The 24436-nt window shown below is 69.7% G+C and carries 20 protein-coding genes; 14 read left to right on the top strand and 6 right to left on the bottom strand.

Annotation, left to right across the window (positions count from 1 at the left end; all coding sequences use genetic code 11):
* Positions 1–84: 84 nt before the first annotated feature.
* Both MJ607_RS17015 and MJ607_RS17010 read left to right on the top strand, forming a co-directional pair.
* The gene (locus tag MJ607_RS17015; protein WP_243076807.1) at positions 85–1113 is read left to right on the top strand and encodes a 6-phosphofructokinase; all 1029 of its coding nucleotides are present in this window, start codon (positions 85–87) and stop codon (positions 1111–1113) included.
* Positions 1114–1408: 295 nt separating this feature from the next.
* Positions 1409–2359: a hypothetical protein gene (locus MJ607_RS17010; RefSeq protein ID WP_243076806.1), complete on the top strand. Its 951-nt coding sequence runs from the start codon at positions 1409–1411 to the stop codon at positions 2357–2359.
* A 134-nt stretch (positions 2360–2493) separates the two neighbouring features.
* Here MJ607_RS17010 and MJ607_RS17005 read toward each other — a convergent pair whose 3' ends face one another.
* On the bottom strand, positions 2494–4623 hold the full coding sequence (locus tag MJ607_RS17005) for a S9 family peptidase (RefSeq protein WP_374238069.1): 2130 nt from the start codon (positions 4621–4623) through the stop codon (positions 2494–2496).
* 177 nt (positions 4624–4800) lie between these two features.
* Between MJ607_RS17005 and MJ607_RS17000 the strand changes: the two genes are divergently transcribed.
* From MJ607_RS17000 to MJ607_RS16975, 6 genes are all read left to right on the top strand, one after another.
* The gene (locus tag MJ607_RS17000; protein WP_243076805.1) at positions 4801–6024 is read left to right on the top strand and encodes an inorganic phosphate transporter; all 1224 of its coding nucleotides are present in this window, start codon (positions 4801–4803) and stop codon (positions 6022–6024) included.
* Entirely contained in the window at positions 6021–6356 is a 336-nt protein-coding gene (locus MJ607_RS16995; protein WP_243076804.1) for a peptidase, read from the top strand. Before MJ607_RS17000 ends, MJ607_RS16995 begins: the two co-directional genes overlap by 4 nt.
* 178 nt (positions 6357–6534) lie before the next feature.
* A complete protein-coding gene (locus MJ607_RS16990) occupies positions 6535–9939 on the top strand; it encodes a BTAD domain-containing putative transcriptional regulator (RefSeq protein ID WP_243076803.1) in 3405 nt (1134 codons plus the stop codon).
* Positions 9940–9949: 10 nt separating this feature from the next.
* Positions 9950–10855 (top strand): phosphodiesterase, encoded by a 906-nt coding sequence (locus MJ607_RS16985; RefSeq protein WP_243076802.1) that lies wholly within the window; start codon positions 9950–9952, stop codon positions 10853–10855.
* A gap of 130 nt (positions 10856–10985) precedes the next feature.
* On the top strand, positions 10986–12530 hold the full coding sequence (locus tag MJ607_RS16980; protein WP_243076801.1) for an aspartate ammonia-lyase: 1545 nt from the start codon (positions 10986–10988) through the stop codon (positions 12528–12530).
* Between the two features lie 80 nt (positions 12531–12610).
* Positions 12611–13108: a DUF4190 domain-containing protein gene (locus MJ607_RS16975; protein ID WP_243076800.1), complete on the top strand. Its 498-nt coding sequence runs from the start codon at positions 12611–12613 to the stop codon at positions 13106–13108.
* 53 nt (positions 13109–13161) lie between these two features.
* On the opposite strand, the gene MJ607_RS16970 is transcribed toward MJ607_RS16975, so the two are convergent.
* Positions 13162–14028, bottom strand: coding sequence for a fumarylacetoacetate hydrolase family protein (locus tag MJ607_RS16970; protein WP_243076799.1), 867 nt, complete (start codon positions 14026–14028; stop codon positions 13162–13164).
* A 40-nt stretch (positions 14029–14068) separates the two neighbouring features.
* Between MJ607_RS16970 and MJ607_RS16965 the strand changes: the two genes are divergently transcribed.
* Positions 14069–15295, top strand: a complete 1227-nt coding sequence (locus MJ607_RS16965; protein WP_243076798.1) for a PrsW family intramembrane metalloprotease — start codon at positions 14069–14071, stop codon at positions 15293–15295.
* Positions 15296–15553: 258 nt separating this feature from the next.
* A complete protein-coding gene (locus MJ607_RS16960) occupies positions 15554–15922 on the top strand; it encodes an FKBP-type peptidyl-prolyl cis-trans isomerase (RefSeq protein ID WP_243076797.1) in 369 nt (122 codons plus the stop codon).
* A 124-nt stretch (positions 15923–16046) separates the two neighbouring features.
* Here MJ607_RS16960 and MJ607_RS16955 read toward each other — a convergent pair whose 3' ends face one another.
* Positions 16047–17003 carry a DMT family transporter gene (locus MJ607_RS16955; RefSeq protein WP_243076796.1) on the bottom strand — a complete coding sequence of 319 codons (957 nt, stop codon included), beginning with the start codon at positions 17001–17003 and terminating at the stop codon, positions 16047–16049.
* 191 nt (positions 17004–17194) lie between these two features.
* On the opposite strand from MJ607_RS16955, the gene MJ607_RS16950 reads away from it, so the two are divergent.
* On the top strand, positions 17195–17761 hold the full coding sequence (locus MJ607_RS16950; protein WP_243076795.1) for a YceI family protein: 567 nt from the start codon (positions 17195–17197) through the stop codon (positions 17759–17761).
* Between the two features lie 47 nt (positions 17762–17808).
* On the opposite strand, the gene MJ607_RS16945 is transcribed toward MJ607_RS16950, so the two are convergent.
* Entirely contained in the window at positions 17809–19140 is a 1332-nt protein-coding gene (locus MJ607_RS16945; RefSeq protein WP_243076794.1) for an MFS transporter, read from the bottom strand.
* A gap of 174 nt (positions 19141–19314) precedes the next feature.
* Between MJ607_RS16945 and rpsO the strand changes: the two genes are divergently transcribed.
* Positions 19315–19584 carry a 30S ribosomal protein S15 gene (gene rpsO / locus MJ607_RS16940; RefSeq protein ID WP_019180606.1) on the top strand — a complete coding sequence of 90 codons (270 nt, stop codon included), beginning with the start codon at positions 19315–19317 and terminating at the stop codon, positions 19582–19584.
* Positions 19585–19673: 89 nt separating this feature from the next.
* Here the strand turns inward: rpsO and MJ607_RS16935 are convergent, their stop codons facing one another.
* Positions 19674–20696, bottom strand: a complete 1023-nt coding sequence (locus MJ607_RS16935; RefSeq protein ID WP_243076793.1) for an isopenicillin N synthase family oxygenase — start codon at positions 20694–20696, stop codon at positions 19674–19676.
* A gap of 102 nt (positions 20697–20798) precedes the next feature.
* On the opposite strand from MJ607_RS16935, the gene MJ607_RS16930 reads away from it, so the two are divergent.
* Positions 20799–21647 (top strand): SDR family NAD(P)-dependent oxidoreductase, encoded by an 849-nt coding sequence (locus tag MJ607_RS16930; protein ID WP_243076792.1) that lies wholly within the window; start codon positions 20799–20801, stop codon positions 21645–21647.
* Here the strand turns inward: MJ607_RS16930 and MJ607_RS16925 are convergent, their stop codons facing one another.
* On the bottom strand, positions 21648–22844 hold the full coding sequence (locus tag MJ607_RS16925; RefSeq protein WP_243077058.1) for an acyltransferase family protein: 1197 nt from the start codon (positions 22842–22844) through the stop codon (positions 21648–21650). It abuts the gene before it with no gap.
* A gap of 120 nt (positions 22845–22964) precedes the next feature.
* On the opposite strand from MJ607_RS16925, the gene MJ607_RS16920 reads away from it, so the two are divergent.
* Positions 22965–24425 carry a carboxylesterase/lipase family protein gene (locus MJ607_RS16920; protein ID WP_243076791.1) on the top strand — a complete coding sequence of 487 codons (1461 nt, stop codon included), beginning with the start codon at positions 22965–22967 and terminating at the stop codon, positions 24423–24425.
* Positions 24426–24436: the final 11 nt, after the last annotated feature.

Raw genomic sequence — 24436 nt, 5'->3', positions numbered from 1 at the left:
GTGTGTGGCACGGCCGATGCATCCGGCGATAGTGTCGGGAGAGGCAGCGACGCCGCTCGAAACCTCCCGACCTAAGGACCACACATGAAGATCGGCATCCTCACCAGCGGCGGCGACTGTCCGGGACTCAACGCGGTCATCCGCGGCGTCGTCCTGAAGGGGACGACGCACTACGACCTCGAGTTCGTCGGCATCCGCGACGGCTGGCGGGGTGTCGTGGACGGCGACTTCTTCCCCCTCTCGAGGCACGAGGTCAAGGGCCTCTCGAAGGTCGGCGGCACGATCCTCGGCACGAGCCGCACCAACCCCTACGAGGGTCCGCGCGGCGGCGCCGAGAACATCTCCAAGACCCTCTACGGCCACCGCATCGACGGCATCATCGCGATCGGCGGCGAGGGCACCCTCGCGGCCGCGAACCGACTCGCAGGCGACGGGATCAACGTCCTCGGCGTCCCCAAGACGATCGACAACGACCTGCGGGCCACGGACTACTCATTCGGCTTCGACACCGCCGTCAACATCGCGACCGACGCCATGGACCGCCTGCGCACGACGGGCGACTCGCACCAGCGCTGCATGGTCGCCGAGGTCATGGGCCGCCACGTCGGCTGGATCGCGCTGCACGCGGGCATCGCGGCGGGTGCGCACGTCATCTGCATCCCCGAGGTGCCGCTGTCGATCACCGAGGTCGCGAACCAGGTCTCGAAGGCCCACGACCGCGGCCGCGCTCCGCTCGTCGTCGTCTCCGAGGGCTTCACCCTCACGGGCATGGACGAGGCCTACAGCGACAAGGGCCTCGACGCCTTCAACCGCCCGCGCCTGGGCGGCATCGGCGAGATGCTCGCGCCCGAGATCGAGCGCATCACGGGCATCGAGACCCGCGCGACGGTGCTCGGCCACATCCAGCGCGGCGGGTCGCCGTCGGCCTTCGACCGTGTCCTCGCGACGCGCCTCGGTCTCGCGGCGGCGGATGCCGTCGTGTCGGAAGCCTGGGGGCAGATGGTGTCGCTCAAGGGCACCGACATCGTGCGGGTGTCCTTCGAGGACGCCCTCGGCGAGCTCAACACCGTGCCGCGTCACCGCTACGACGAGGCCGCCGCCCTCTTCGGCTGAGCCGCTTTCGACGGACGGGATGCCTCGGCTCGAGGCATCCCGTCTTCGTTTGCGTCTGCTTCTGGGTGGGCCCCGTCGATCTCGTCCCGGCGAGTCACGCATGTCCCGATCTATCGCCGTCGTGTCCCAAGATCATCTGATTGCGAGCCGCTGAGCAGCCGAAATCGGGACATGGTTGTTCCGCGCTCGCGCGGGGTGCTCCGCCCTCTCCTCCCTCGCTCCTTCCCTTGCCGAGTCCGCTGACAGATCGTCCGTGAAAGGGCGCGGTCCGGCGCCTCCCAGGGAGAGTGAACGGATGCCGCGTCGCTCGCCCTTGCCCCCGGAACTGCCGTCCCGCTTCAGCGTGTCAGAGGCGGTCGCGCTCGGCGTCTCACCGTCGAGGCTGACCCGCGGCGACATCCGTCGGCCCTTCCATGGCGTGCGCGCCGTCCAGGGCGGCGGGGACTCGACACTCCTGCAGTTGTGTCTCGACTACGCGCCACGGCTGGCGCCCTGGCAGTTCTTCAGTCATGAGACTGTCTTCGCGCTCCTGGGTGCGCCCACGCCCGAGTGGCCCTATCGCCCCGGCATCCACATCTCAGCCCACCGACCCGCGCGGGAACCGCGCACAGCGGGAGTCGCCGGCCATCGTCTGCAGTTGCGCGAGCCCGCGACCCTGCTGCTGCCGAACGGGCTGCCGATCGAGCATCCTGTTCGGGCGTGGCGGCAGACGGGCAGGCAATGGGCGCTCGATGATCTCATCGCCACCGCCGAGTTTCTGATTTCGGATCGAGGACGAACGGCGATCGCCTCCTTCGACGACCTCGCCGCGGAAGTCGAGGCGATGGGTGACACGCGCGGCGGCATACTGCGCAAAGCGCTCGTCGAGGTCCGGGCTGGCACACGGTCAGCGAGAGAGACGCACCTGCGTCTACGCCTCGTCCGGGCGGGTCTTCCTGAGCCCGACGTCAACGTGACCATCCGAGATCATCGCGGTTCCGCGATCCTCGAATTGGACCTTGCCTACCCGAGATGGCGAGTTGCGGCCGAGTACGACGGGCGAGCGCACGCCGAAGACACGCTGCAGTTCGCGAAGGACGCCGATCGCTGGGATCTGATCCGAGATCTCGGCTGGGACCATGTCCGCATCCTCAACCACCACATGCGGGATGGCGGCCGCTCAGCCGTCGCGAGGGTGCGTGAGGCGCTGATCCGGGCCGGGTGGCGTCCGGGTCATGCGTCGCATGTCCCACTTTCGTTCAGATAGCGGCATCCATCCAGCGGAAAGTGGGACACGAAGGGGAGAAAGCGGGACACCACAGGGAGGAAGCGGGACACGACCGAGAGGGAACGGGGACAGGCCGAACCGGCTGGGATGCCGCGCGACATCGCCCGCGAGGGTCAGGCGTCGGCGACCCCGAGGACGTCGAGCAGCCACGCGAGCTCGAACGCACGCTCGCGCCACGCGTTGTACCGCCCCGAGACGCCCCCGTGGCCCGCGACCATCTCGCACTTGAGCAGGGCATCGGCGCCGACTTCGCGCAGCCGCGCGACCCACTTGGCGGGCTCGACGTACAGCACGCGCGTGTCGTTGAGTGACGTGACGGCGAGAATGCGCGGGTAGGCGACATCCGTCCGCACGTTCTCATACGGCGAGTACGACTTCATGTACGCGTAGACGTCGGCGTTGTGCAGGGGGTCTCCCCACTCGTCCCACTCGATGACGGTGAGCGGCAGCGACGGATCGAGGATCGTCGTGAGCGCGTCGACGAAGGGCACATCCGCGAGGATGCCGGCGAAGAGCTCCGGCGCAAGGTTGGCGACGGCGCCCATGAGGAGCCCGCCGGCCGAGCCTCCCTCAGCGACGAGCTGAGACGGCGTCGTGTAGCCGTTGTCGACGAGGTGCAGGGCGCAGTCGACGAAGTCCGTGAACGTGTTGCGCTTGCTGAGCAGCTTGCCGTCCTCGTACCACTGACGGCCCATCTCGCCGCCGCCGCGCACGTGCGCCACGGCGAAGACGACGCCGCGATCCAGGGCCGAGAGGCGGGCGACCGAGAAGCCGGGCTCGATCGAGTGCTCGTACGAGCCGTAGCCATACAGGTGCACGGGGCGGGGAGCGGAGCCGGCATCGCCGAACGAGCGCTTCCAGACGAGCGAGATGGGGATCTGCGTGCCGTCCTGCGCCGTCGCCCACACGCGGGCCTGCGCGTAGTCCTCTGGGTCGTAGCCGCCGAGCACGGGCTGCCGCTTGCGCAGCAGCAGCTCGCGCGTCGCGATGTCGAGGTCGTAGACCGTGCCGGGGGTCGTGAACGAGCCGTACCCGATCCGCAGCAGCGGGGGAGCCCACTCGGGGTTGCCGCCGCCGCCCACGGCGTAGAGCGGCTCGTCGAACTGCAGCTCGTCGACGGTCCCCGTCTCGTACGAGAGCAGGCCCAGGCGCGCGAGCCCGCCGCGGCGGTATGCGACGACGCCCCAGTCGCGGAACGTCGAGAGACCCAGCAGCCGGCGGCCGGGTTCGTGGGGGAGCACGACTTCTCGGGGGCCTGCGGGGTCGGATGCCGCGACCCGCACCATCTCGAAGTCCAGGGCTCCGTCGTTGTGCACGATGTAGAGGACGTCCTCGCCGTCGACGACCGCGTGGTTGACCTCGTACTCGACGCCTTCGACACGGGGCCACACGATGCGCGGCTCGGCGCGCAGGTCGTCGGCATCCAGCAGCCATTCCTCGCTCGTGATGGACGACCCGAGCCCGATGACGAGGTAGCGGTCGCTGCGCGTGAAGCCCGCGCCGACCCAGTACCGCTCGTCGGGCTCGTGGAAGAGCTTGGCGTCGTCCTCGACGGGCGTGCCGAGCTCGTGCAGCCACACGGTGTCGGGGCGCCACGCGTCGTCGACGGTGCTGTAGACGACGAACCGTCCGTCGGGCGAGAAACCTGCACCCGCGAAGGTGCCCTCGATGACGTCGGGGAGCTGCTCGCCCGTCTCGAGGTCCCGCACGCGGACGGTGTAGCGCTCGTCGCCCGCGACGTCGACGCCGTAGAGCATGAGGCGGCCGTCGTTGGAGACCTCGAAGCTGCCGAGCGAGAAGAACTCGCCACCCTCGGCCTCGACGTTCGCGTCGAGGAGCACCTGCTCGCCGGGCACGGGCGCATCGGTCGAGAGCACGGGCGGCGTCCAGTCGTCGGGCGACGCGAGCGGTGCGCGGCACTGGATGCCGTACTGCTTGCCCTCGATCGTGCGGCCGTAGTACCACCAGTCGCCCTGGCGGCTCGGCACCGACAGATCGGTCTCGAGCGTGCGCCCCTTGATCTCGTCGAAGATGCGCTCGCGCAGTCCCGCGAGGTGCGCCGTACGGGCCTCCGTGTAGGCGTTCTCGGCCTCGAGATGACCGATGACGGCGGCGTCCTCCTTCGCCCGGAACCACTCGTACGGGTCGTCGAACGAGTCGCCGTGATGGCTGCGCGGGACGGGGTTGCGAGAAGCGATGGGAGGGACGACGGATGCCGCGCCCTGCGCGTCTGTCAGAGTCACCACTTCACGCTAGCCGAGGCGTCCTGACCATGGGTCGCGAGGGTTATCGGATTCTCGGGAGGATGTGCGAGGATACCTCCTGGCTCGGTAAACGGAGCAAGAACCCCCGCTGAACTGTTCGTTCGCACGCCGATCGCGTCGGCACCCCTTCTGAATTCACTTGACGGAAAGCGAACGGTGGAAACCGCAGCCCTGCTCGTGGTGCTGGTCATCGCACTGGCCCTCTTCTTCGACTTCACAAACGGCTTCCACGACACCGCGAATGCGATGGCGACGCCCATCGCGACGGGCGCCCTCAAGCCGAAGACCGCGGTGCTGCTCGCGGCGGCGCTGAACCTCGCCGGAGCCTTCCTCTCGACGGAGGTCGCAAAGACGATCTCGAACGGCATCATCCACGAGGACGACATATCCGCGGCGATCTTCCCTGCCGTCATCTTCGCGGGCCTCATCGGCGCCATCACGTGGAACATGCTCACGTGGCTCCTGGGCCTGCCGTCGAGTTCGTCCCACGCCCTCTTCGGCGGCCTCATCGGCGCGACCATCGTCGGTGTCGGCGCATACGCGATCGACTTCAGCGTCGTCATCTCGAAGGTCATCCTGCCGGCCGTCATCGCGCCTCTGACCGCGGGGATCATCGCCTTCACGTCGACCAAGCTCGCCTACGTCCTGACGCGTCGCTACGACACCAGGCCCGACGGCCGCGACGGCTTCCGCTTCGGCCAGATCTTCACTTCGTCGCTCGTCGCACTCGCGCACGGCACCAATGACGCGCAGAAGACGATGGGCATCATCACGCTGCTGCTCATCACGGTGGGCTGGCAGACGAGCCCCGAGCCGCAGACGTGGGTCATCTTCGCGTGCGCCATCACGATCGCCCTCGGCACCTACATGGGCGGCTGGCGCATCATCCGCACGCTCGGCAAGGGTCTGACGGAGGTCAAGCCCGCACAGGGCTTCTCGGCCGAGGCCTCGACGGCCTCGACGATCCTCGCCTCGAGCGCCCTCGGCTTCGCCCTGTCGACGACGCAGGTCGCGTCCGGCTCGGTCATCGGATCGGGACTCGGGCGTCGTGGATCGAAGGTCCGCTGGCGCACGGTCGGGCGCATCATGATCGGCTGGCTCCTGACGCTGCCCGCCGCCGGCGCCGTCGGCGCACTCGCGGCGCTCGTAGTCGTGTGGCTGGGCGACTGGGGAATCCTCATCGACGCCATCGCGGCCGTGCTCATCATCGTGGGCCTGTTCCTGCGCTCGCGCCGCGACTCGGTCACGGCCGCCAACGCGATGAGCGAGGTCGCCGACTCGGGGATGGCCGTCAAGGTCAAGCGCAATCCGCCGCCCACCCGCCGGTCGCGTGCCATCAAGCGCGAGCAGGAGCGTCGTGACAAGGAGGCCTCGAAGTGAGCATCACGATCGACTGGCTCGCGTTCGGGCAGGTCTTCGTCGCGGCGATGATCTCAGCGGTCCTCGTCGTGGGCTTCTACGCCCTCGGCCTGCGTCTCCTCGTGCGCGCGGGCCGCGCCCCCGTCGTGGCGCCGGCCGACTTCACCGACGCGATCGCCGTCGTGACGCCCAAGGAGCTCGCCCGCGCTGAGAAGGCGGCCGCCAAGGCCGCGAGGAAGAGCCCCCTCACCGAGGGCCAGAAGCGCCTCGCCCTGTGGGCCGCATACGGCTCGTTCGGCGTGTGCGCGCTCGCCGTCCTCGGCGGCCTGCTGCTGATCCTCTTCAACCACTGACGACGGATGCCGCGGCCACCGGATGCCGCAGCCTGCGGGTTGCGACATGAGGGTGCACGTGCCCGGTCTCCCCACACGCGTCCAGCCGCTGTCAGGCCGATATCAGCACGACGGGCGGTGATATCAGAGCGATATCAGCGCACTTGACGCATATCGGGACGAAGATCACAGTGACGTCATGAACATCGGGGTGCTGGGGGCTCTGACCCTGGACGACGGCCGGGTCGCACCGGCTCCGCGTGATCGACTTGTGCTCGGCGCACTGGCGGCACACATCGGCCGGTCTGTCACGATCGAGTCCATCGCGGCGGCCCTGTGGGGCGACGACCTCCCGGCATCCTGGCCGAAGGTGATCCCCGGCTGCATCATGCGCTTGCGGCGCGAACTGCCTCCGGCCGCGATCGAGACCACGTCACTCGGCTATCGGCTCGTGCCGGGGAACGTCGAGCTGGATGCGGAGCGATTCGAGCGGCTCGTTGAGCGCGGTGTTCAGCTGATCGAACTCGGCGAGCCCGATCGCGCGGTCCACTCTTTATCCGAAGGGCTCGCCCTCTGGCGGGGGCAGCCCTTCGCGGAGCTTCACGACTGGGCACCGGCCCGCATAGCCTCCTCGCGTCTCGACGAGATCCGCCTCGCCGCGGAGGAGTCGCTTCTCGAGGCGCTGCTCGAATCGGGCAACCTCGTCGAGGCGGCGGCCGGGTCTCGAGCCAGAGTCGCCGAAGCGCCGATGCGCGAACGCCGGTGGGTCATCCTCGGCCTCGTGCAGTATCGGCAAGGCCGGCAAGCCGAAGCGCTCGCGACGGTCCGCCGTGGACGGGCGCTCCTCGCGACAGAGCTGGGTCTCGATCCGTGCGCTGAGCTCGCCTCGCTCGAGCGGGCGATCCTGGTGCAGGATCCCGCGCTGGCGTCGGGAGCTCCGTTCCGAGCAGAGAGCGTCGAATGCCCGTACTTCGGCCTGCCGTCCGCCGGCATCGAGGATGGAGAGCGGTACTTCGGACGCGAGGCGGAATTGGATGGTGCGACTAAAGAGCTGGAGCAGCACGGCGTCCTCGTGGTCTCCGGCTCCTCTGGGGTCGGCAAGTCGTCGTTCGTCCGCGCCGGAATCGCTTCGCGATTCGCCGCTCGCGGTTGCCGAGTGATCGTCGTGACACCGGGGGAGCGTCCCGTCGAGACCCTGCGAGACGTCGATGCGGCCGATCGCGATTCGCTCCTGATCGTCGACCAGTGCGAGCAGGCTTTCGCGAACGACGACCCTGACGAAACCCGACGGTTCTTCGAGGAGCTGCGGGCGATGGTCTTCCGTTGCACCGTCGTGGTGGCGGTCCGCGCGGATCGGCTCGGTGACCTCGCAGACCACCACGGATTCGCCGGCCTCATCCAATCCCACCTGCTGATGTTGGGCCCGCTCACGGCCGATGGCCTGCGCGCCGTCATCGAGAAGCCTGCGCGGCAGGCAGGACTCATCCTCGAACCGGGGCTGGTGGAAGTCCTGACGCGTGACGCGGATGGGCGCAACCTGCCGCTTCTCTCGCATGCGCTCTACCAGGTGTGGCAGCGCCGCGAAGGGCGCGTGCTGAGCATTGACGGCTACCGCGCGTCGGGAGAGATCCACGGTGCCGTCGCTCAGTCGGCCGAGGAGCTGTTCGCGGATCTGTCCGAGGAGGCCGCACAGAACGTGCGCGACATCCTCCTTCGACTTGTCGAGCCTTCTCGCGGTGGAGGGGTCATCTGTCAGCGCGTGAACCGCGCGACCGTTGCAATCGACGAGGCGCACGCGCGCGTGGCCGAGCGACTGGTGGACGCCCGCCTTGTGACCAGCGACGAGGAGTCCCTCCAGCTGGCACATGAGGCCGTCGCCCGCGAATGGCCGCGTCTGCGGGAATGGCTCGCGGACGACGTCGCCGGTCAGCGGATCATGCGCCACCTGAACTCCGCGGCGACCGCGTGGGAAGGGATGGGGCGACCCGACAGCGAGCTGTATCGCGGAACGCGCCTGAGCGCCGCCGTCCAGTGGCGAGAGTCGGCGAGGCCGGTGCTCGCGCAGGTGGAGATGGAGTTCCTGGACGCCTCGGTCCAACGGGAGGTGGCGGATCTCGACGCCACGCGACATCAGCTGCGTCGGGAGCAGCGCTCCGTGCGGCGTCTGCGATGGCTGGCGGGAGCGACCGCTTCGCTCGCGGTGGTGGCGTTCGCGACCGGTGCCTTCGCAGCAGTGCAGGCGTCCGAGGCCAGCAAGCGGGCCGTGATGGACGACGCAGGACGTGTGGCCGCGCTCGCCACGGCGGAGCCCGTCTTCGAGCGCGCCCTGCTCATGGCAGTTGAAGCGATTCGTCTCTGGGACGGGGGACCTACGCGACGGGCTCTCCTGGATGTCATGGGCCGGAGTCCGCGCATCGTGAGCGTGGTGCGACTGTCCGACGGCATGGGCATCGAGACCATGATGCTCGGCGCGGAGGATTCCGCAGCGCTTGTCATCGACGACGCGATCAATGCGAGAGTGTTCGACCTCGATCGTCGCATCCAGGTCGGCTCGGCCGATGTAGGCGGAGGCATCGTCCTGGACGCAGCCGAGGGACCCGGCGGCAGGATCGCGCTCAGCGTGCTGAAGGAGGGTTGCTGGCCCGTCGACGTGTGCGATGCTCCCGATCTGCGCACGCTCGACTCCGGCGGCTTCACCGTCGGCCAACTGACCTTCCCCGCGTTCGGTGCGGTGGCTCTCGACGTCGAGTACTCGCCGGACCGGTCGTTGGGAGCGGTGATCGCGCCGTTGCCGCAGACCGCAGAGGGGGCAAACATCGCCGTCTGGGACGTGGAATCCCCTGACGAGCCGCTCTTGCTGCACCTTCCGCACGCGGGGACCAATCCGGGGCCACCGAGCTGGGCGAACTCGTTCGGACGAGTGCGGTTCTCGCACGACGGCACGAGACTCTACGCGAGCGGTTTCGGGCCCACCGCCGTCTTCGACACCACGACCGGCGCCGTCCTCGACGAGATCGAGGGGGACGGGCTCCTCGCCGTGAGCCCCGATGGGCAATCCCTCCTCCTGCGCGAGGGCCATCGAGCGGCGCGCATCGTCGACATCGCGGATCCGGCTCGATCTCGACTGCTTGAGATGCCGGACGACGTGTGGGACGGCGCGTTCAGCCCCGACGGCACACACGTCGCCACAGCGGCGGGCGATCGGGCCTGGGTGTGGGGCGCGGACAGCGGGGACCTCGAAGAGACCCTCGAAGGGCATGTCGACGTCGTCCGCGCCGTGGCGTTCCGTACGAACGACGAACTCGTGACGGCGGGAATGGACGGGGCGCTGTTCACCTGGACCCTCGGTGATTGGTCCGATTCGTTCCGCGATTCGATTCGAGACATGACAGACCTGACGGTGGTGCCCAAGGATGAGCGCACCCTCGTCTACGACCTCTCGGACGGCAGACGGATCGGAGTGTCGGCCGATCCGGCGATCTGGCTCGAGCGCGCATGCGCCGTCGCAGGGCGGGCTCTGAGCGAGGAGGAGTGGCGCGGTGTACTCCCAGGCCGCTCCTACGACCCCGCCTGCGCGCCCGACGGCGCCGACGCTCGGAAATAGACTCGGGCGCATGGAGCCCGTGCAGTTCGGCCAGTATCCGCCCGCGCGCCGCACGATCGTGCACGTGAGCGACACGCACCTCATGGCGGGCAACCGGCCGCTCGGCGGACGCTACGACACCGCCGCCAACCTCCGCAGGACGCTCGCCGAGGTCGAGAGGCTGGGCATCCGGCCGGACGCGATCGTCTTCACGGGCGACCTCACCGACCTCGGCGAGCCCGAGGCCTACGCGGCGCTGAAGGACGCCGTCGAGCCCCTCGCGGCACGCCTCGGCGCCCCCATCGTGTGGGTCGCGGGCAATCACGACGAGCGGACGGCGCTGCGGCGCGACCTCCTCGGTCAGGACCCGAGCGAGGAGCCCGTGACGAGCGTCCGGGATCTCGACGGGCTCCGCCTCGTCGCGCTGGACACGTCCGTCCCCGGCTGGCATCACGGCGATCTCGATGAGGGGCAGCTGACGTGGCTGCGCGGCATCCTGTCCACTCCCGCGCCGCTCGGGACGATCCTGGCGCTGCACCACCCGCCGCTGCCGAGCCACATCCCGCTCTTCGACATCCTCGAACTGCGCGACCAGCCGCGGCTCGCCGAGGTCGTCCGCGGCACGGACGTGCGGGCGATCCTCGCGGGGCACCTGCACTACTCGACGAGCGGCACCTTCGCGGGGGTCCCCGTGAGCGTCGCGGCCGCGACGTGCTACACGATGAACCTCGCGCGCCCCGCGGTCGAGGTCAACGGGATGGATGCCGGGCAGTCGTTCCACCTCGTGCACGTCTACGACGAGACCATCACGCACGCCGTCGTGCCCGTCGTCGATGCACCCACGGGCGAATACTTCTCCGCGGAGTGGGTGCAGAGCATGGCGCAGCTCACGCCCGAGGAGCGGCTCGAGGCCTTCTCGCGCAAGCGTCCGGCCTGAGCATCGCTGTACGCGGCGGCGAGCCTGAGCGGCTCGGCTGTCCGCTGTGTCGAGACCGCTCGAGGGCTTGCAGAGTTAGGCTCGTGGCATCCCGCACACCGCCGTGATCGACCCACAAGGACTTCATCCCATGGCTCTGGACGCAACGCCGCGCACCCGCACCGAGACAGATTCCCTCGGATCCCTCGAGATCCCCGCCGACGCGTACTGGGGCATCCACACCGCCCGAGCGCTCGAGAACTTCCCGATCTCGCGACGGCCCATCTCGGTCTACGCCGATCTCGTCAAGGCGCTCGCGATGGTCAAGCAGGCCTCGGCTCGCGCGAACCGCGAGATCGGCGTCCTCGACCCGGAGCGAGCCGACCTCATCGACCGCGCGGCCCAGCTCGTGATCGACGGGCAGTTCCATGACCAGTTCGTCGTCGGCGTGATCCAGGGGGGCGCCGGAACGTCGACCAACATGAACGCGAACGAGGTCATCACCAACATCGCGCTCGAGCTCGCGGGCCATGAGAAGGGCGACTACGCGTTCCTCTCGCCGATCGATCACACCAACCGCAGCCAGTCGACCAACGACGTGTACCCGACCGCGGTCAAGATCGGCCTGAGCCTCGACCTGCGGTCGCTCCTCGAAGAGCTCGATCTGCTGCGCAGGTCGTTCCTCGCGAAAGCCGTCGAGTTCCGCGACGTCCTCAAGATCGGCCGCACGCAGCTGCAGGACGCCGTCCCGATGACGCTGGGGCAGGAGTTCCACGGCTTCGCCACGACGCTCGGCTACGACCACCAGCGACTCAAGGAGAACGCCTACCTCCTCTACGAGGTCAACATGGGCGCGACGGCGATCGGCACGGGCATCACGACGCACCGCGACTACGCGCCGGCCGTCGTGCGCCACCTGCGCGGCATCACGGGCCTCGACCTCGCGACGGCCGACGACCTCGTCGAGTCGACGAGCGATACGGGCTCGTTCATGTCGTTCTCTGCGTCGCTCAAGCGCAACGCGATCAAGCTGTCGAAGATCTGCAACGACCTCCGGCTGCTGTCGTCGGGACCGCAGGCCGGCTTCGGCGAGATCAACCTGCCGGCGCGCCAGGCCGGCTCGAGCATCATGCCCGGCAAGGTGAACCCCGTCATCCCCGAGGTCGTCAACCAGATCGCCTTCGCCGTCGCGGGCGCCGACCTGACCGTCACGATGGCGGTCGAGGGCGGGCAGCTGCAGCTCAACGCGTTCGAGCCCGTCATCGCGCACTCGATCTTCCAGTCGATCACGTGGATGCGCCGCGGCATGCGGACACTGCGCATCAACTGCGTCGACGGCATCACGGCGAACCACGAGCGACTCGGCGCGATGGTCGGCTCGTCCGTCGGCGTCATCACGGCGCTCACGCCGTTCATCGGCTACGCGGCGGCGGCGGCCCTCGCCAAGACGGCGCTGCTCACGGGGCACAGTGTCGGCGACCTCGTCGTGGAGGCGGGTCTCATGTCGCGCGAGGATGTCGCCAAGCAGCTCTCGCCGGCGCGTCTGTCGGGTCTCGAGTCGATCACGGAGGCGATCCCCATCATCCTCCCCGGTGCGGGACTCGACGAGGACGACGTCGCCGACGTCGTGCGGGGGACGGATCCGGATGGCGCTCCCGCGGCCGGGCCGCGCGCCGACTCCCGCGGGCGGGGCTGACCCGCCGACGTTCCGCGGTGCGGCGGGGGCCGGGACTCGCTAGGTTCGAGAAGAACCGTTCCCCCCATCTGGAGGCTCGCATGACCACTCCGCCCCCCGACGGCACCCAGCCGCCCGCCTACACACCGCCGCCGGAGGGCGCGCAGCCTCCCGCCTACACGCCCCCGCCCGCCTACGGTGCCCCCGCGGCGGGCTCGCCGTACTCGTCCTATGCCGCCGCGCCGCCGCCCGCCGGCCAGTACGCGGCGCCCCCGACGACGTCGCGCCCGGGCCGGACGCTCGGCATCGTCGCGTTCGTCCTGTCCTTCTTCGCCCAGGTCATCGCGATCGTGCTCGGCATCGTCGCCCTCGTGCAGAGCAGGAAGGCCGGCGAGAAGAACGGCTTCGCCGTCGCCGCGATCATCATCAGCAGCGTGCTCATCGTCGTGGGGATCATCCTCGCGATCGTGATCATCGCGATCATCATTCCGCAGGCCGCTCAGCTGACGCAGGAGATCCTGCGGCAGTGCCAGGAGCTCGGCCCCGGCATCCACGAGATCGGCGGCGTCCCGGTCGACTGCTCCGACGTCCTCGACTGACACCCGCGACAGCGGCAGAACGGCGGGCCCCACCGGGGCCCGCCGTTCTCGCGTCAGTCGAGGATGCGGCAGTGGGTCGTGAGCTCGCCGATGCCGTCGATGCCGACCGTCACGGTCGAGCGGTCGCGCAGGAACACCTGCGGATCGCGGGAGTAGCCGGCGCCGCCGGGGCTGCCCGTCGAGATCAGTGTTCCCGGCAGGAGTGTGGCTGAGCGCGACAGGTGCGAGATGAGCGTCGCGACGGGCCGGACCATCTGGTCGGTCGAGGCGTCCTGCAGCGTGCGCCCGTCGAGCACGGTCCAGATGTGCAGATTCTGCGGGTCGGGCACCTCGTCGGCCGTCACGACGTAGGGGCCGGTCGGGGTGAAGCCGTCGAACGACTTGCAGCGCGACCACTGCGCCTCGGAGTACTGGATGTCGCGAGCCGTGATGTCGTTGACGACGGTGTAGCCCCACACGTGCGCGAGGGCGGCCTCGGGAGTGACGTCCTTCGCCGGGCGGCCGATGATGACGCCGAGCTCGGCCTCGTAGTCCACCGACTCGCTGAGTGACCGCGGCCACGCGATCGTGTCGTCGTGGGCCCCCAGCGAATTGGGCCACAGCACGAAGACCGTGGGGGTCGAGTCCGTCTTGAGCCCGAGCTCGCTCGAGTGGGCCGCGTAGTTGAGGCCGATCGCGAGGATCACGGGCGGGCGCAGGATCGCCGAGGCGAAGCCGAGATCGGCGACCGGCTGTCCGGCTTCCGCGCGGGCCGCGGCCTCCCGCACCCGTTCGAGCAGTTCGTCGCCGCCCGCGATGAGATCCTCGAGGAATCGAGGGGCGCCCTCGAACAGGTCCGCGACGACGAGGGCCTCGCCGTCCTGGATCACGGCGAGCCGCGGTTCGTCGGACCCGGCACGGGTCACGTGGGCGAAGCGCATTCCTCCACGCTACAGGGGTGCCGATCTCTAGGCTGTGTGCATGACTGCCCCGGGGCCCGACCAATACGACCAGAACTCCGGCGCCGGTGCGGGCGGGTTCCCGTCGCCGCTCGCCCAGCCGAGCCTCACGCCGCCGGCTCCCATCACGACGCCCGCCTTCTCGCCGGCACGCGTTCCGGCACCAGCGACCAAGCGGTCGGGTCGCAGCGCACCTGTGTGGATCATCGGCATCCTCGTCCTGCTGCTCATCGCCCTCGTGGGCTACTTCCTGACGTTCATCGGCACGGGGGCGTCGGCGCTCGGCGCGGTCCTCGCGCTCATCCCGCTCGCCGGCGTGCTCGTCGCGATCCGCATCGTCGACCGCTGGGAGCCCGAGCCGCGCGGACTCGTGATCTTCGCGATCGCGTGGGGCGCGATCGCGTCGGTCGCGATAGCGCTCCTCGTCGACCTCCTGCTCTCGGTCGTGCTCGGCAGCCCCGACACGTATGCGGCCGAAGTGTTCAGCACCGTCGTGCAGGCGCCGATCGTCGAGGAGTTCGCGAAGGGCCTCGGCGTCCTCATCATCTTCGCGACGGCCAAGCGTGCGTTCGACGGACCCGTCGACGGCATCGTCTACGGCGCGCTCATCGGAGCGGGGTTCGCTTTCACCGAGAACATCCAGTACTTCGCGATCAGCTGGATCGAGGGCGGCGCGGGTCAGGCCTCGGTGACGTTCTTCGTCCGCGGCATCATGTCGCCCTTCGCGCACGTCATGTTCACGAGCGTGACGGGCTTCGCGCTCGGCCTCGCGGCGCGGCGGGGCGCGACGACGGGACAGGCGATCGGACCGTGGCTGCTGGGCCTGTCGGGCGCGATCCTGCTGCACGCGTTCTGGAACGGCTCCGCCGTGTTCACCGACTTCTTCTCGGTGTACCTCATGCTGCAGGTGCCGCTGTTCGTGCTCTTCATCATCGGAGTGCTCGCCCTGCGCCGCGAGGAATCCCGGCTCACGCGCGTGCGCCTCGGGGAGTACGCGACGGCGGGCTGGTTCACGCCGCAGGAGGTCGACATGCTCGCGACCCCCGCGGGCCGCAAGGCGGGCCTGCGCTGGGCGAAGACGCTGCAGGGCGATCGCACCCCGATCATGAAGAGCTTCATCACGGATGCCACGGCCCTCGCGATGGCCCGTCAGCGCGCCGTCACGGGGCGCGACCCGCAGGCGTCGGAGGAGGAGCGCGAGCTGCTCGCGAAGACGGCGGCGGCGCGGCAGGCCCTCCTCTCGCTGTAGGCGCCGCCTTCGGCGGGGCTACTCGATCTTGACCCGACGCGCATCAACGCGGGCTGCGCTCGCATTGATCCGCGTCGCGTCAAAAACTCAGCGCTCGGTGCCGCGGCGATGCCTGCGTAACTCCCGAGCGCTGAGCTGGTCTCTTGCAACCCAGCGTGTCAAGATCGCGTCACGCCGTCAAGGCCCAATACGGTCCGTCACGAGATCCTCATGATCGCTCCGTTTGAATCTCTCCACCTCGTCGGGTTGGATGGATGCATGACTGATGACCGCACCAAGCCCGAGATCGACGCTCCCACCGGCCCCGCGCCCGAGGACCTCGTCATCCGCGACCTGATCGTCGGAGACGGCGCCGAGGCGAAGGCCGGCGACACCGTGACCGTCCACTACGCCGGTGTCGAGTACGAGTCGGGCGAGGAGTTCGACTCGTCCTGGAACCGCGGCGAGAGCATCCAGTTCCCCCTCCGCGGCCTCATCCAGGGCTGGCAGGACGGCATCCCCGGCATGAAGGTCGGCGGACGCCGCGAGCTCGTCATCCCGCCGCACCTCGCCTACGGCCCCGCGGGCGGCCACTTCCTCGGCGGCAAGACCCTGATCTTCGTCATCGACCTCATCAAGGTCGGCTGACCCCACGCACGGAGGAGGGGGACGGATGCTCGGGCCCACGCGCCCCGAGGCTCCGCGCAGCGCGTAGCGATGCGTGGAGTGGGCGTGGGGAGCATCCGTCCCCCTTCGTCTTGCGGGCGGCGACTCAACCCGAGACCGACACCGTCTCGGATCGCCGGCCGAACCGGAGTCGGTCCTGTGCGAGCAGGATGCCGAGGAACACGACGAGCGCTCCGACCGGCTCGTTCCAGCTGAGGCGCTCGCCGAGGACGGCCGCTCCCAGCGCGACGCCCACGAGCGGCGTGATGTACGTGACGGTCGAGGCGCGGGTCGGCCCCCACGCGCGCACCGTGTTCTGGTTCCAGATGTAGGCGACACCCGTGCCGAGGCATCCGAGGAGCACGACGCTCACGACGATCCACGGGTCGAGCGTCACCGGCGTGAGCACGAGCACGGGGGTCAGCAGCACCATGATGGCGGCGGCGATCCCGATGTTGAGGAATGAGAACATGAGGGCGCTCATCCCCGTGTCGGACACGAACCTGCGCATGTACGCGAGGCTGAAGCCGTAGCACGCGGTCGCGCCGAGGATCGCGAACTGCGCGACGAGGCTCTGCGAGAGATCCAGGCCCTGCCACGGGGCGATGATGACGACGACGCCCAGGATGCCGAGCACGATGCCCGCGATCTGCGCGGCCTTGAGCTTCTCGACGCGGAAGAGCACCCCGGCCATGACGGCCGTCATGATCGGCGTCGTGGCGTTGTAGATGCTCGCGAGCCCCGAGGTCACGTGCTGCTGCGCCCACGCGAACAGCAGGAACGGCACGACGCAGAACGAGACAGCGAGGACTGTCATGTGGCCCCACACCCGGAGCCGGCGAGGGAGCGCCTCCCGGCGGATCACGACGAACAGCCCGAGTGCGAGCGCGCCGAGCACGAGCCGCGACCACGCGACCTGGGCGGGGGAGAGGCCTCCGAGGGCGACCTTGATGAAGAGGAAGCTGGATCCCCAGATGATCCCCGTCAGCACGAACCCGACCGCGACCGAGACGCTCGCCGCGGTGGAGGGCGATGTCGTCGGGGTGGGAGTGGTCGAGGTCACCCCGCGACTCTAGACCGCGCTGCGCACGCTGCGACCCGAGGGTGGATGCGACGTCCGAAATCCGCCGATGTGTGGCCGTCTGCGTCATCCGCAAAGAAATTTTCTATTCAGTGGAATAGATCGCGCGCCGCCCGACGTTGACACACGTAAGCCGCCGGCACTCCCACCGGCCCCATCGACGAAGGACAGACATGACCGACACCACTCCCACGATCGACGTTCCGGGCTACCGCGCAGGCACCTGGGTGCTCGACCCGTCGCACAGCGAGGTCGGCTTCAGCGTGCGCCACATGATGATCTCGAAGGTGCGCGGCCACTTCGCGATGAAGAGCGCCACCCTCATCGCTCCCGAGAACCCGCTCGAGGCCAAGGTCGAGGCGCACGTGGATGCGACGTCGCTCAACACCAAGGACGAGGGTCGCGACACGCACCTGCGCTCGGCGGACTTCTTCGACGTCGACAACCACCCCTCGATCGACTTCGTGTCGACCGGTGTTCGCGTCGAGGACGGCGACTTCCTCGTCGACGGCGACCTCTCGATCCGCGGCATCACGAAGCCCGTGACCTTCGAGTTCGACTTCGGTGGCTTCGGCGCCGACCCGTGGGGCAACTACAAGGCGGGTGCGACGGCCAAGACCGTCATCAACCGCGAGGACTTCGGCCTCACGTGGAACGCCGCGCTCGAGACCGGCGGAGTCCTGGTCGGCAAGGACGTCACCATCACGCTCGACCTGCAGGGTGCCCTCGAGCAGGCCTGACGACAGCTTCGAGAGAGCGGATGCCTCGGTCGGGGCATCCGCTCTTCTCATGGCTGCGGCGACTCGGCGTCGTAGGCGCGGAAGCGGGGGCTCAGACGGACGAGCAGCGTCACGAGCCCGATGATGATGAAGCCTCCGAGGAGGGGCGGGAACCACAGCGTCGTGAGCGTCGCGAGGGTGCCGGCGTAGAGCGCGCCGAGGCGCGGGCCGCCCGTGACGACGACGATGAAGATGCCCTGGAGGCGTCCCCGGATGCTGTCGGGCACCGCCGCCTGCACCATCGTGTTGCGGAAGATCGAGCTCACGTTGTCGGCGGCGCCCGAGACTGCCAGGAAGAGGGCCGCGGCCGCGATGAGGACGACGTTCGGCGTGTGCTCGTCGACCACGCCCGGCGCGAACCCGCCGAGCGCCGCGACGAGGAGGACCACTCCGAACGCCGCGACGGCGACCCCGTAGACCTGGATCGCGCGCTCGATGCCGACGCCCTGCCGCCGGACGCGTCCCACGGGCCCCGAGAAGAGGCTCGACAGGAACGCGCCCGCCGCGACCGAGGCCGTGAGCAGGCCCGTCGTGATCGGCCCGCCGCCGAGGAGCACGGCGCCGATCGCGGGGAAGAGGGCGAGCGGCTGTCCGAAGGTCATCGCGATGATGTCGAGACCGAACTGCAGCGAGATGTTCGACGCGCGTCGCAGGAAGCGCCATCCGTCGCGCAGCGACTCGAGACCGGGGCGCACGATCTCGCCCTCGGGCCGGATGGACGGGAGCGTCCACAGCCCGAGGAACAGCGAGGTCATGAGCACGACGTCGAGGGTGTACGTCCAGGCGTAGCCCGTGAGCGCCACGAGGACGCCCGCGAGCGCGGGTCCGATCATGACCATGACGCCGACGGTGATGCCGCCGAGCGCCGACGCGGCGGGCAGCAGCTCGCGGGGGAGCAGCCGGGGGACGATCGACTGCTTCGCCGCGAAGACGATCGAGTTGGCGGCCGAGTTCACGATGCTGAGGGCGTAGAGCCACCACACCGTCTCGCCCCCCATCCAGGCGAGCGCCGCGAGCAGCAGGGTCGAGGCGAACGTGACGGTCGCCGCGATGAGCGCGACGCGGCGCCGGTCGAAGGCGTCGGCCAGCATCCCGCCGTACAGGCCGGCCACGATCATCGGCAGGAGGCCGGCGACCGCGATCATCGAGACCGCGAAGGTGGAGCCGGTCAGGTCGTACAGGTGCAGCATGACGGCGACGATCGTGAGCTGGCCGCCGAGGCCCGCGAGCGTCGAGCCGATCCACATCCGCGTGAACGCGGGGCTCACCCGGAAGGGCGTGAGATCGATGAAGTGGTCGCGGCGGAGCCGGGGGATCCTGCGCTGCTTCTCGTCGGTCATGAGGGATCCCCGAGGCGCATCCTTCGAGGCTACCCGCCGCTCAGGCGCCCGGTTCGCGCCGGGGGCCGATGCGCTGATAGACTCTTGAGGTTGCCGTTTGAACGGCCGCGGATAAAGAGAGCCCACGCATCAGGCGTCGGGCGCCGCGCAACGACGAGGAAGGGGATCCCATCTATGCCACTCGAGTCTGACGCCAAGAAGGCGATCATCGAAGAGTACGCGACGCACCCCGGTGACACCGGATCCCCCGAGGTGCAGGTCGCGATGCTGACGCAGCGCATCAAGGACCTCACAGAGCACCTGAAGGAGCACAAGCACGACCACCACTCGCGTCGTGGTCTGTTCCTGATGGTCGGTCAGCGCCGCCGTCTGCTCGGCTACCTCCAGGACATCGACATCGCGCGTTACCGCTCGCTGATCGAGCGCCTGGGTCTTCGCCGCTAGAGCGACCCAGCGTACATCGCACTTCTTAGAAGGCCGTCCCACGGTGTGGGGCGGCCTTCGTCGTTCCCGGGACATGCGATCCCCGGGGGTCAGACGGCGGCAGCAGCCCGCGCAGCGACGAGGTCGGCGTGCCAGCGCTCGGCGACGTCGGGGTGCGCGCGCAGGCGCGACTTGAGCGCGTTCTCGCCGTAGAGCGAGTGGATGGGGTTGGACGGATCCTGCGTCACGCCCCGCGCCTGCGCCGCGAGCCCTGCCGGCAGCTCGATGATCGGCAGCTGCGTGTCGAGCGCGGGGTTGAAGAAGAACGGCACCGAGATGCGGTCGTCGGGGTAGCGCGGCGAGATCACGCGGTGGTTCGTCGCGATGAGATACCCCTGCGTCGCGTACTCCAGCAGCTCGCCGATGTTGACGACGAAGGCGCCGGGGACCGCGGGCGCGTCGACCCACTCGCCGTCGCGCTGCACCTGCAGCCCGCCCTTGCCGGGCTCGACCCACAGGAGGGTCAGGACGCCGGAGTCCTTGTGGGCGCCGACGCCCTGCTGCGGCTCGGGGTCGTCCTTGCCGGGGTAGCGCACGATCTTGATGAGCGTCGAGGGCTCGCCGAAGTGGTCGTCGAAGTAGGACTCGGCCGCACCGAGCGCGAGCGCCCACGCGCGCAGCAGCCTGCGCGCGACGATCGACAGCTCGGCGTGCCACTCGGCCACGATCTCGCGCAGCTCGGGCTGCGCATCCGGCCACAGGTTGGGTCCGAGCAGCCGGGCGAAGTCGGGCGCCGCGGGGTCTGTGATCGCCTCGCGCTCGGGGCCGATGTCGATCTGCTCGCGCCAGTCGATTCTGCCCTGCGTGCGTTCGCCGCCGATCCGGGTGTAGCCGCGGAAGTGCGGGCTCTTGACGTTCTCGATCGCGAGCTTGTCCTCTTCCGGCAGTGCGAAGAAGTCCCGCGCCGCGCCGTGCAGACGCGCCTCGAGCTCGGGGGTCACGCCCGTTCCGGTCAGGTAGAAGAACCCGACGTCGTGCGTCGCGGCGCGCAGCTCGTCGCGGAACCGCTCGGCCGCTTCGGGGCCCTGGTCCAGCAGCGACAGGTCGAGGATCGGAAGGTTGAGCTCGCTCATGCTCCCGAGGCTAGGCGGGTCGCGGCATCCGTCGCCGTATGTTGCCGAGCGTTACCGGACGACCCGTTGCGCTCGGGCGCCCGGCCGCGCTACCCATGGAGCATGACCTCGATCTCGCGCGCCGTGCTCGTCACGGGCTGCTCGTCCGGCATCGGGCGGGAGACGGCGACGCTCTTCGCGCGGCAGGGCTGGACCGTCTATGCGACGGCGCGCGATCCCGAGGCCATCGCGGATCTCGAGAACGAGGGATGCCGCATCCTCGCCCTCGACGTGACCGACGAGGCCTCGTGCACGGCGGCCGTCGAGGCCGTGACGGCAGTGGAGGGCGCGGTCGGCGTGCTCGTCAACAACGCGGGCTTCAACGAGCTCGGCGCGTTCGAGTCGGTATCGATCGACCGCGTCCGCGCGATGTTCGAGACGAACCTCTTCGGCCTCATGCGGCTGTCGCAGCTCGTCCTGCCCGGCATGCGCGCACAGCGCGCGGGGCTCATCGTCAACGTGGGCTCGATGAATGGCCGCTTCGCCTTCCCGGGCATGTCCGCGTACAGCGCGACGAAGCACGCGATCGAGGCGGTGACCGACGCCCTGCGCTTCGAGGTGCGGCCCTTCGGCATCGACGTGGTGCTCGTCGAACCCGGCATGGTCAAGACGCCGCTCGCCGAGACGGCGGTCGCGCGACGCGATCCCGCGGCCGACGGCGTGTGGGCCGACTACAACGCGCACGTCGTCGCGTCGGCGCTCGCCGCCTCCGAGCAGCCGATGTCAGCCCTTGCGTGCGAGCCGCGCGACGTCGCGCGCGTGATCGTCAAGGCCGCGGCATCCCCCGGTCGTCCGCGTACGCGCTATCGCGTCGCGCCCTCCGCGCACATCCTGCTGACGGCCCGCCGGGTGCTTCCCGACGTCGCGTTCGACGCACTGCTGCGCCGCGTCGTGCCCGTGCCGCGCCGCTGATCAGCTGCTGCGGCGCGGATCCGGATGCCTCGGCTCAGCGCCGCGAGGGCGCCTCGACCCCGTCGGGTCGCTGCGGTGTCCTTCGCGTCGCGCGAGGCCCGGATCGGCGAACAGCCACGCGGGTCGCGGCTCGACGAGCGGCCGGAAGACGCGCCGCATGGGCTTCGTCGCGAGCGCGAGCGCGACGAGCACCGACGCGACCACGACGATCGGCAGCCACAGCCACGTCGGTTCGAGATCGCGCAGGAGCCCCGACTCGCGGAACGGGTACAGCACGAACGAGTGCAGCAGGTAGACGTACATCGTGTACTGGCCGAAGTGGGTCCACCAGTGCGAGCCGCGCGGGACGAGTGCGAAGAACGCCGTACCCAGCACGATCGCGACGATCATGAGGGCGAGGCGCACGCCGCCGGCCCACCACTGCGTCCCGCCGATCGCCGAGTAGTTCTCGTCGTAGAAGAGCCATTCCCGCAGGTTCATGGCGCGCCAGTCGTCGACGAAGAGCCACGCGCTCAGCCCCGCGAGGGCGAACACGGCGATCGACGCCGCGAAGACCCACCACGGCCGCCGGCCGAGGAGCCGGAAGCGCGCAACGACGTCGTGCTCGTGCAGCCACCAGCCGAGCGTGAAGAAGGGCAGCAGCCCCAGCGTCCGCGAGAGCGAGAGCGTCGAATCGATGTTGGGCAGATAGCCCGCGCCGATCGAGATGACGACGGTCCACAGCAGCGGCCAGCGCAGCAGCGCGAGGTACGGCAGCACGAGACGGAAGATGCCGAGCGCGAGCAGGAACCACAGCGTCCACGACGGCTGCGTCGGATTGGGGTTCGCCTGCCCCTCGACGATCCACTTCGTGAGGGTCCAGACAGCTTCGAAGATGAAGTAGGGGAGCAGGATGTCGGTGATCACGCGCGCCATCTGCGTGCGGGTGGGCGCGCCACTGCGTGAGAAATAGCCCGAGATCACGGCGAACGCCGGCATGTGGAACGCGTAGATCAGCAGGTACAGCCCGAGCGCGATATCGGAGTCGTACGTCAGACGCTGCGTCGCGTGCCCCAGCACGACGAGCACGATGCACGCGAAGCGCGCGTTGTCCCAGAACGGCACGCGGCGCTTGGGTCGCGGCACTCCGACCGACCCGGTCGCGGGGGCGACGGGCGGAGCTTTCGCGTCGGGCGGCGGATCGTTCTTCTCGCTCATGAGGGCGATGGCCACCCTATCCTGGGGACCTTGGCGTCACGTCGTCCGAGAGCCGGATGCGCGCGACTCCCGCGGGGAGCGTCGCATCCCGACCCTCTGCGGATTCGAAGGAGAGCCCGAATGCCCCGAGTCGACGCAGCCGTCGTGACCGTGTCGACCGGCGAGGTGCGCGGCACGCGGGAGGGCGCGGTCGACCGCTATCTCGGCATCCCGTACGCGGCCCCGCCGTTCGGCGACCGGCGCTTCGCGCCGCCCCAGCCGCCCGATGTGTGGGAGGGGGTCCGGGATGCCGCGGCCTTCGGTCCCACGGCCCCGCAGGCGCCGTACAGGGGAGGACTCGAGAAGTACCTGCCGACCGTCGAGATCGCGGGGGACGACATCCTGACCGTCAACGTCTGGACACCCGCGGATCGCGCCGAGGGGACCGCGCTGCCCGTGCTCGTCTTCGTCCACGGGGGAGCCCTGACTCGAGGGTCTGCCGCGCTCGAGGGCTACGACGGCTCGACCTTCGCGCGCGACGGCGTCGTCTACGTCTCGATCCAGTATCGCGTCGGGCAGGAGGGTTTCGCCGTGCTCGACGACGCGCCGTTCGATCTCGGTGTGCTCGACCAGCAGGCGGCGCTGCGCTGGGTGCGCCGCGAGATCGCGGCCTTCGGCGGCGACCCCGCCCGGGTCACGGCCATGGGGCATTCCGCCGGCGCCGCGACGCTCACGGCGTTGCTTGCGCTGCCGCAGGCCCGCGAGCTGTTCGACCAGGTCATCCTGCAGAGCGGCCCCATGAAGGCCCAGCCGCTCCGCAAGGCCGCCCGCTTCTCGCGCCTCGTCGCCAAACGGCTGCGCATCGCGGCGACGCGGGCGGGCTTCTCGTCGGTCGAACCCGCCGTCCTCGTCGCCGCGCAGACGGCGCTGTCGTCCGGCGGGTCGCCGATCGGAGGCGGCCCCGCCGTCGCCCTCGCGATCGGCGGCGAGGCAGTGCCCGCCGATCCGTACACGACGCTGCTGCGCGGCGCGGGCCGCGGCATCCCGGTACTCATCGGCACGACGAGCGAGGAGTACCGCCTCTGGTTCGTTCCGACGGGTGTGCTGACGAAGGTCGGGCGCGCGACGCTCGAGATCGCCCGCGCGTCGGCGCGTGTGCCCCGGCGCATCGTGGCGGCCCACCGGCGCCGCCGCCCCGAGGCGCTGCCGGGCGAGATCCTCGGCGAGGTCGTGACCGACATGATCCTGCGCGGCCCGCACACGCGATTCGCCGACAGCCGCATCGGCGCTCCCGCCTCGACCCACGTCTACGAGTTCCGCTGGCGGAGCCCCGTCGACGGGCTCGGCGCGGCGCATGCGATGGAGCTCGGCTTCGTCTTCGACAACCTCGACATCCCGGATGCCGTCGCCCTCGGCGGCACGGACGGCCCGAGACATCTCGGTCGCGAGATGCACGCAGCCTGGGTCGCGTTCGTCGCAGACGGCGATCCGGGGTGGGAGGCGTGGTCGTCGCGCCGGCCCGTGCGCGTCTTCGACGGCCAGGGCGGGGCAACCGAGTACGCGCCGAGGGCGGACGAGCTGCGGGGCCTCCCCGCGCGATAGTTCTCAGATCC

It is taken from the genome of Microbacterium sp. SS28 (genome assembly GCF_022761035.1).
Lineage (GTDB): Bacteria > Actinomycetota > Actinomycetes > Actinomycetales > Microbacteriaceae > Microbacterium.
The sequence above is the reverse complement of the archived record's forward strand: the minus strand, read 5'-3'. Positions and strand labels throughout refer to the sequence as shown.

Coding starts and splice junctions, on each gene's coding strand:
- MJ607_RS17015 (WP_243076807.1), top strand. CDS start 85: ATGAAGATCGGCATCCTCACCAGCGGCGGCGACTGTCCGGGACTCAAC.
- MJ607_RS17010 (WP_243076806.1), top strand. CDS start 1,409: ATGCCGCGTCGCTCGCCCTTGCCCCCGGAACTGCCGTCCCGCTTCAGC.
- MJ607_RS16990 (WP_243076803.1), top strand. CDS start 6,535: ATGAACATCGGGGTGCTGGGGGCTCTGACCCTGGACGACGGCCGGGTC.
- MJ607_RS16985 (WP_243076802.1), top strand. CDS start 9,950: ATGGAGCCCGTGCAGTTCGGCCAGTATCCGCCCGCGCGCCGCACGATC.
- MJ607_RS16980 (WP_243076801.1), top strand. CDS start 10,986: ATGGCTCTGGACGCAACGCCGCGCACCCGCACCGAGACAGATTCCCTC.
- MJ607_RS16975 (WP_243076800.1), top strand. CDS start 12,611: ATGACCACTCCGCCCCCCGACGGCACCCAGCCGCCCGCCTACACACCG.
- MJ607_RS16970 (WP_243076799.1), bottom strand. CDS start 14,028: ATGCGCTTCGCCCACGTGACCCGTGCCGGGTCCGACGAACCGCGGCTC.
- MJ607_RS16965 (WP_243076798.1), top strand. CDS start 14,069: ATGACTGCCCCGGGGCCCGACCAATACGACCAGAACTCCGGCGCCGGT.
- MJ607_RS16960 (WP_243076797.1), top strand. CDS start 15,554: ATGACTGATGACCGCACCAAGCCCGAGATCGACGCTCCCACCGGCCCC.
- MJ607_RS16950 (WP_243076795.1), top strand. CDS start 17,195: ATGACCGACACCACTCCCACGATCGACGTTCCGGGCTACCGCGCAGGC.
- MJ607_RS16945 (WP_243076794.1), bottom strand. CDS start 19,140: ATGACCGACGAGAAGCAGCGCAGGATCCCCCGGCTCCGCCGCGACCAC.
- rpsO (WP_019180606.1), top strand. CDS start 19,315: ATGCCACTCGAGTCTGACGCCAAGAAGGCGATCATCGAAGAGTACGCG.
- MJ607_RS16935 (WP_243076793.1), bottom strand. CDS start 20,696: ATGAGCGAGCTCAACCTTCCGATCCTCGACCTGTCGCTGCTGGACCAG.
- MJ607_RS16930 (WP_243076792.1), top strand. CDS start 20,799: ATGACCTCGATCTCGCGCGCCGTGCTCGTCACGGGCTGCTCGTCCGGC.
- MJ607_RS16925 (WP_243077058.1), bottom strand. CDS start 22,844: ATGAGCGAGAAGAACGATCCGCCGCCCGACGCGAAAGCTCCGCCCGTC.
- MJ607_RS16920 (WP_243076791.1), top strand. CDS start 22,965: ATGCCCCGAGTCGACGCAGCCGTCGTGACCGTGTCGACCGGCGAGGTG.